This is a genomic window from Pseudomonas baltica (genome assembly GCF_014235765.1).
GTDB lineage: Bacteria > Pseudomonadota > Gammaproteobacteria > Pseudomonadales > Pseudomonadaceae > Aquipseudomonas > Aquipseudomonas baltica.
The window spans coordinates 2102773-2109080 of the sequence record NZ_JACMYH010000001.1; the positions used below are offsets into that span (position 1 = coordinate 2102773).

At 62.8% G+C, this 6308-nt stretch carries 5 protein-coding genes; 3 read left to right on the plus strand and 2 right to left on the minus strand.

Annotated features, from left to right (window positions below; genetic code table 11):
• Nucleotides 1–14 precede the first annotated feature (14 nt).
• Both rimI and H7993_RS09430 read right to left on the minus strand, forming a co-directional pair.
• Nucleotides 15–467, minus strand: a complete 453-nt coding sequence (gene rimI / locus H7993_RS09425; protein ID WP_122479659.1) for a ribosomal protein S18-alanine N-acetyltransferase — start codon at nt 465–467, stop codon at nt 15–17.
• Nucleotides 460–1266 (minus strand): energy transducer TonB, encoded by an 807-nt coding sequence (locus H7993_RS09430; RefSeq protein WP_185794218.1) that lies wholly within the window; start codon nt 1264–1266, stop codon nt 460–462. Before H7993_RS09430 ends, rimI begins: the two co-directional genes overlap by 8 nt.
• A gap of 158 nt (nt 1267–1424) precedes the next feature.
• On the opposite strand from H7993_RS09430, the gene mksB reads away from it, so the two are divergent.
• From mksB to mksF, 3 genes are read left to right on the plus strand one after another with little or no spacing between them, the layout of a single operon-like run.
• On the plus strand, nt 1425–2714 hold the full coding sequence (gene mksB / locus H7993_RS09435) for an Mks condensin complex protein MksB (RefSeq protein ID WP_185794130.1): 1290 nt from the start codon (nt 1425–1427) through the stop codon (nt 2712–2714).
• Entirely contained in the window at nt 2704–3360 is a 657-nt protein-coding gene (gene mksE / locus H7993_RS09440; protein WP_122479661.1) for an Mks condensin complex protein MksE, read from the plus strand. Before mksB ends, mksE begins: the two co-directional genes overlap by 11 nt.
• Nucleotides 3357–6188 (plus strand): Mks condensin complex protein MksF, encoded by a 2832-nt coding sequence (gene mksF, locus H7993_RS09445; protein WP_185794131.1) that lies wholly within the window; start codon nt 3357–3359, stop codon nt 6186–6188. The genes mksE and mksF overlap by 4 nt, the downstream gene beginning before the upstream one ends.
• Nucleotides 6189–6308: the final 120 nt, after the last annotated feature.

A 6308-nucleotide genomic window follows, 5' to 3' on the forward strand; every position in this document is an offset into this window, starting at 1 on the left:
AGTGACTCCGACTGCTACTCGAACAAGGTACAGGCCATCACCAGCGCGTCTTCGCGCCCCCCGGCCATTGGATAGTAGTCGCGCCGCTTGCCGATCTCATTGAAACCATAGCGTTCGTACAAGCGATACGCCGACTGGTTGCTGGCTCGCAGTTCCAGAAAGCATTCACGCCCGCCCAGCTCGTAGGCACGCGTCATCAGCCGCTCGAGCAACTGCAAGCCCAGTCCACGGCCCTGGTTTTCAGGCTTCACGGTGATGTTCAGCAAATGGGCTTCGTCGATGATGACGTTGAGCACACCATGCCCCACCTGTTGCTGCCCGTCGAACATCAACCAGATCTCGTAGGACTTCAGGCCGTCCAGAAAGATACCCCGCGTCCACGGATGGGAGTAGGCAGCGAATTCGATCTTCAGTACGGCATCCAGATCCGCCTCGGTCATTCGCCGAAAGCTTACGGTATCACTCATCACGGTTTTTCCAACGCGGTATCAAACGGCGCATGGCTTGCCACACGGCCGCCTTGCGCTCGGGTTCATCCATCAACAACTCAAGGCCCGGCAGCACCCAGGCGGCGCCAAGCCCCTCCACCTCCAACTCTCGGTTGTAGTCTTCGGCATTGGCCCGCCCGGCAAAACGAATCGCCGGCAGCCCGACCAGCCACAGGCACGTGCACGGCGCCTGTTCTAGCTGAGCCATGACGAAGCCCTGAACGAAATCGCAGGCTGCATCCGGCCCCTGGTCCAATTGACCGCGCTGCAGCAGCGGCCAGCGGATCGGTTCGCCCAGAATCTGTGGCGCATCGGGCAAACCGGCAGCACGCAGCATGTCCTTGAGCAGGAGATAGGAAGGGTCGCGACTCTGGAACGCCTGCCCCGTGGCCAGTTCCACCAGCACCACGCAGGGCCCGGCGCGCAACACCTGAAGGGCGAAGCGCGGCGGAAGATTCGCTGGCTTGACGACCGGCGCCTCCACGGCCACCTCGGCCACGGCTGCCACGGCCGGGCGTATGCTGCCAGGCCGTGGCACCTCGATCTTGGGCCGCTGCACCTTGGAAGGTTCGGGCCTGGCTGGCTCCACTGCTGATGGCACGATCGGCAGCGCTGCCGCCGCCCCTTGATCCACGGCCTGCACTGGCAGCGGCAACGCCTCGACATGCTCCAGCAGGCTGGCACACGATGGCGCTGCGAACGGCAGTTCGGTGCGGGGCAGCCAGTGCACTACCTGCATGGCGTCAAGGTAGGCGCGGCGACGGGACTCGTTGAGCAAAAGGTCAGCCATCTGTGGGTAAGTCGAGGCGGTGGATTCTACCGGTGTTCGACACAATGTGCCGCCAAGTTTTGCGCATGCCGTCGCCCGCAGCGCAAATACCCGCCTCGTCATGCAGTACAATCGCGACCCTTTTACTGGCATGAGTCGACCAGCCGATGATCGAACCCAAGCGCGTGCTGCGCGCCCTCGCCGACCACTGGGCCCTCCTGGAGCCGCTGTGCGAGCACTTCGACCAAGGCACCCTGAGCCTCGTCGAACTGCGCCAGCAACTGGCTGCCCAGCGCCTGGAAAGCACTGCCCAAGAGATCACCAGCCTGCTCGACACGTGGATCCGGCTGGACATCCTCGTACCTGTCGCAAAAAGCCCCAACCGCTTCGAGCTCAATGCGCAGATCCACGACTTTCTTGCCTACCTGCGCCGCGAGCACCGGCTGGGTCTGTGCCTGGAGATCGAAGCCTACCTGCGCCACCTCGAACGCCTGGCCGGACACATCCAGGATGCATTCGACATCCGCGATGGCAACGACCTGGCGCGGCAACTGCGGCTGCTCGACATGCGCGTGCGTGATGTCCTGAAGAAACTGGCCAATGACGAACAGGCCCTGGTCGCCGTGGCCGAGCGGGCCAAGACCCGCGACCGCCAGGTAGCCCTGCGCCAGCGCTACGCCGAGGTACTGGCGACCTGGGACGAATACGTCGAACCGATGATCCAGCTGGTCAACGCCGATGGCGCATTCGAACAAGGCGTGCGCAAGGTCGAGAACGTCCTGCTGCGCCTGCTCGGTGAACAGCAACGTCTCGGCCACCTGGTCGACGACGACATGCTGCTGCGTACCCACGCGCGCATTCTCGAAATGCAGACCTGCGCTCAACTGACCTTGCGCCACGCCCGCGAGCTGCTGTTGCCACTGCGCGAGGAAGCACGTCGGCACAACGCCGTGACCCGCGGCGCGGCCCTCGCGCTTTCGGCCATTCGCCGCAAGGGCCTGGACGCCGTGCCACAAGCTGCCCTGCCTTTGTTCAGCCGTCCCCAGAGCACCTTTCTGGGCAGCGCCAGCCAGGTCGAGGCGTACGTCTATGCCCTGGCCCGCTTCGAAGCCAAACCGGCGCCCTTTCCCAAGGCGCACAAGAGCGACACGGCAGGCACCCAGCGCGCGCCGCGCACGGTCAAGGAGATGCTCGAGCGCTGCGAGAATGCGCTGCCGATGCCCGATTTGATGCTCTGGCTTCTCGACCAGGAACCCGATGGCGCCACCGACGACCTGCTGTACTGGTTCTCACGCCTCTCGCGTGACAAACGCTTCGCCCGACAGCGCCTCGAACGCCGCGACTACCACACCCGTGAGCATCAGCTGAGCCTGCGCTCCTTCACCCTGCTTTCCAGCGCCGAGCCCGCCGTCGCGGTCGCCTCGGCACACTCCGCGAGCACCGATCATGCATCTTGACCTGAACGAACTGACTCACCTGGCGCCGATTTTCCGCGAACTGCTCAAAGGCTTCCACATCAGCCGCCGCGATCCCGAGTTGTACTCACAGTTGTCCAATCTCCAGGACCTGTACCGCGGCCTGTTCAAGGCCCTGGGCTACGAGCTGGTCTGCGACACCCGCGGCTTCTACTACTTCGTGCCCGAGCAGGCCGCCGCGCAAGTCAACAAGACCGCTCAGCGCCTTTCCCTGTTCACCTTCATTCTGGTCGAGCACCTGGCTGACCAGGGCCGCGATCCGATCGCCGTACTGGATGGCGGCAGCCTTGGCCGCGACGAGCTGCCGGCGCTTCTGGACAAGTACCGCGACCTGTTCCTGCAGGCTGAAGTACAGACCCAGGAAGAACTGGAAGAGAAGATCCTTCGACGCATGACCCAACTGGGCTTCACCGCCGAAGACAACGGCATCTACCGCTTCCTGGCGCCGATGCATCGGTTTCTCGACGTGTGCCTTTCAGTGCAGCAGGACCGCGACCTGGCCGCCAGCCTGCACAGCGCTTTGCCCCTGCCGGTGCCGATGCTTGTCGACGACGACGGCGACGACAGCACCGACGAACAGGCCCTGGCCCGTGCGATAGCCCAGGAACAAGAGGAGTTCGACACATGACTCAGGAACGCTACGGCATCCGCCGCTTCGCCCTGCTCAATACCGCAGGCTACAGCCTCGGACTGTTCCCCCTGGAGCAGCCGTTATCGGTCTACGGCGCCAACAACCTGGGCAAGAGCGCCTCGATCAACGCCCTGCAGTTTCCGATCCTGGCGCGCATGTCCGACATGAGCTTCGGCAAGTACACGCTGGAACAATCGCGACGCTTCTATTTTGCGACCGATACCAGCTACATCCTTTGCGAAGTGGTCCTGGCTCACGGCCCCCACGTGATTGGCGTGGTCGGTCGCGGCCCCGGCGGTGGGTTCGGCCATCAGTTCTTCGCCTACGCGGGTGAACTGGACCTCGCCCACTATCAACAGGACGGCACCTGCCTGCGTCAGAAGGAGCTGTTCGGCAACCTGGAACGCCAAGGCCTGAAGGCCTACGAACTCAAGCCCGAGGAACTGCGGCGCCTGCTGGTGGGCGGTCATACCAGCGTCCCGCTCGACCTGACCCTGATCCCGTTGCGTTCGACCAGCGAGCAGAGCCTCAAGACCTTTCGCGCGCTGTTCATCAACCTGCTGCACATGCGCGAAATCACCGCGGCGAAACTCAAGCAATTGTTCCTCGACGCGTTCGAGCACAGCCTGCGTTCAGGTAGCGTCGACTACATAGCGGCCTGTGAAGAAGCCTTCCGCGATGTCCGACGCATGGAGCAGGACTACAACGCACTGGTCGCCGCCGGTCCTCTGGTCGAAGCACTGGCCAACGGCGTCGCCCAGCGTGACACTCTGCGCGGCAAGCTGCACCGCCTTTCACCCCTGCTCGACGCGCTGCTCGGCACCTGGCAGGACTACGCCGGGGCACGCAAGGAAGAGCTGGTCATCCAGTCCGAACACTACCGCAACGAACAGGACGTGCTGCAAGACAATCAACGCGGCAGCACCCAGGAACTGATGCGCCTGGAGCGTGAAATCTCGAGCATTCAGCGCTGGCTCGGTGAGCTGTCGGTACTCAAGAACCGCTTCGCCCTGGTCACCGACGTGCGCATGCTGGAGCAGCAGTTGCTGGCTGCCAAGGATGCCCACGACGAGCTGGCCGGCGCCCTGGCGCAGTCCCGGCAATTCAGCGCCCAGGATCTGCAGGAGCGCGTCGGCGACATCGAACGCCGCCTCAAGTCCATCCGCCAGCAGCTGGAACATGCCGACAACAACAGCTACGCCCGTCTGCGCGAGGAGTTCTCGCAACAGGATGTCGACCGGCTGATGCGCCTGTTCAACGGCGCCCTGTTCAGCCTGCCCGTGGGGCCACACGGTCTCGTTCTGCAGGACGGCAACGCATGGGTCGATGCAGTGCAGACCGTGCTCGACCGCTTCAAGGGCGATCGCTTCGAACTGCCAGGCATGTCCATCGACCTTTCAACCATCGAGCCGCCTGTGCTGCAGGCGTTGGCCGATCGTGCCGCACTGCGTGAGCAGAGTGCACGTCTGGAAAAGGAGTTGCAGCAGCTCAAGACCCAGCAAGGCGTGGCGGCCGACCTGTCAGCCAGCAAATCTCGATCCGAGACGCTGTACCAGCAGGTCCTGGATGCGCAGAAGGCCTTGGAAGACTACCGCCGTACCCAAACCCTGAGTGTCGAGGAACAGGACAAGCTCGAGCAGTTGGCCCAACTCGAGGCCGCTCAGGATGAACTGGCACGGGCAAGTGACGCTTTCACCGAAAGGGTCCGACAACTGTCGGCCAAGCTGCAACTGGTCGGCCGACAGATTGCCGATCTGGAAAGCAAGCAGCGCACTTTGGACGACGCCCTGCGCCGCCGCCACCTGCTGCCCGCCGATCTGCCCTTCGGTACGCCCTTCATGGAGCAGGTCGACGACTCGATGGACAACCTGCTGCCCCTGATCAATGACTATCAGGACAGCTGGCAAGGCCTGCAACGTGTCGATGGACAGATCGAAGCCCTGTACGCCCAAGTGCGCCTCAAGGGCGTGGCCAAGTTCGACAGCGAAGACAACGTCGAGCGACGCCTGCAGCTGCTGATCAACGCCTATGCCCATCGCACCGACGAGGCCCTGACCCTGGGCAAGGCGCGTCGTGCCGCGGTCACTGACATCGCCCGAACCCTGCGCAACATTCGCAGCGACTACGACAGCCTCGAACATCAACTAGCCCTGTTCAACCGCGAGATCAACAAGCGCCAGGTGTCCAACCTGCAAAGCTTCCGCATCGTGTTGGCACCCAACAAGGATGCCCTCAAGCACATCGACCAGATCATCCACAGCGCAGGCCAGTACGAAGAAGGCGAAACCCTGTCCGTGTTCGACCTCAACCAGAGTGTGGAGCAGGACAGCAAGAACGAGGAAGCGAAGGAGTATCTGGCCCGTATGGTCGCGGCCAACCACAATCAACTCGGCCTCAAGGACCTGTTCGAGCTGGCTTTCGAAATCACCAAGGTCAACGGTCAGCCGGTCATCCACACGGACATCGATGGCGCAGCGTCCAATGGCACCACCATGACTATCAAGGCGCTGACCAACATGTACCTGCTGCTGCACCTGATGGATCGCGATCAGGCCGGCCGCATCCGTCTGCCCTACTACCTGGACGAGGCCGCCGACATCGACGAGCGCAATCAGGCGGCCCTGCTCGAAACCAGCCAGCAGTTGGGTTTTACCCCGATTCTGGCCAGCGTAAAGCCGCAAGTATCCGCCCATGTCGCCATCGACCTTGAAGGCGGCAGCAGTAGTGACGGCATCTACATTGATGAAACCGACTGGAAATTCATCCGCCGCCACGACGAGTTGACCAAAGCGGTTGCGGCACTTGAAGCCGAGGTCAGTCAATAGACCAAAGGTTCAGACCAAGCCCCGCCGCTGCGGGGCTTTTTCATGGCCCGCTGTTGGCATTCGACGCTTCAGGGACGCGCGAACAACAAAGGCCGGAAAAGACAAAACCCCTACCTGCTT

What these genes read in the sequence shown, in the direction of transcription:
- mksF (WP_185794131.1), top strand. Translation starts at nt 3,357, where the DNA reads ATGACTCAGGAACGCTACGGCATCCGCCGCTTCGCCCTGCTCAATACC.
- rimI (WP_122479659.1), bottom strand. Translation starts at nt 467, where the DNA reads ATGAGTGATACCGTAAGCTTTCGGCGAATGACCGAGGCGGATCTGGAT.
- mksE (WP_122479661.1), top strand. Translation starts at nt 2,704, where the DNA reads ATGCATCTTGACCTGAACGAACTGACTCACCTGGCGCCGATTTTCCGC.
- mksB (WP_185794130.1), top strand. Translation starts at nt 1,425, where the DNA reads ATGATCGAACCCAAGCGCGTGCTGCGCGCCCTCGCCGACCACTGGGCC.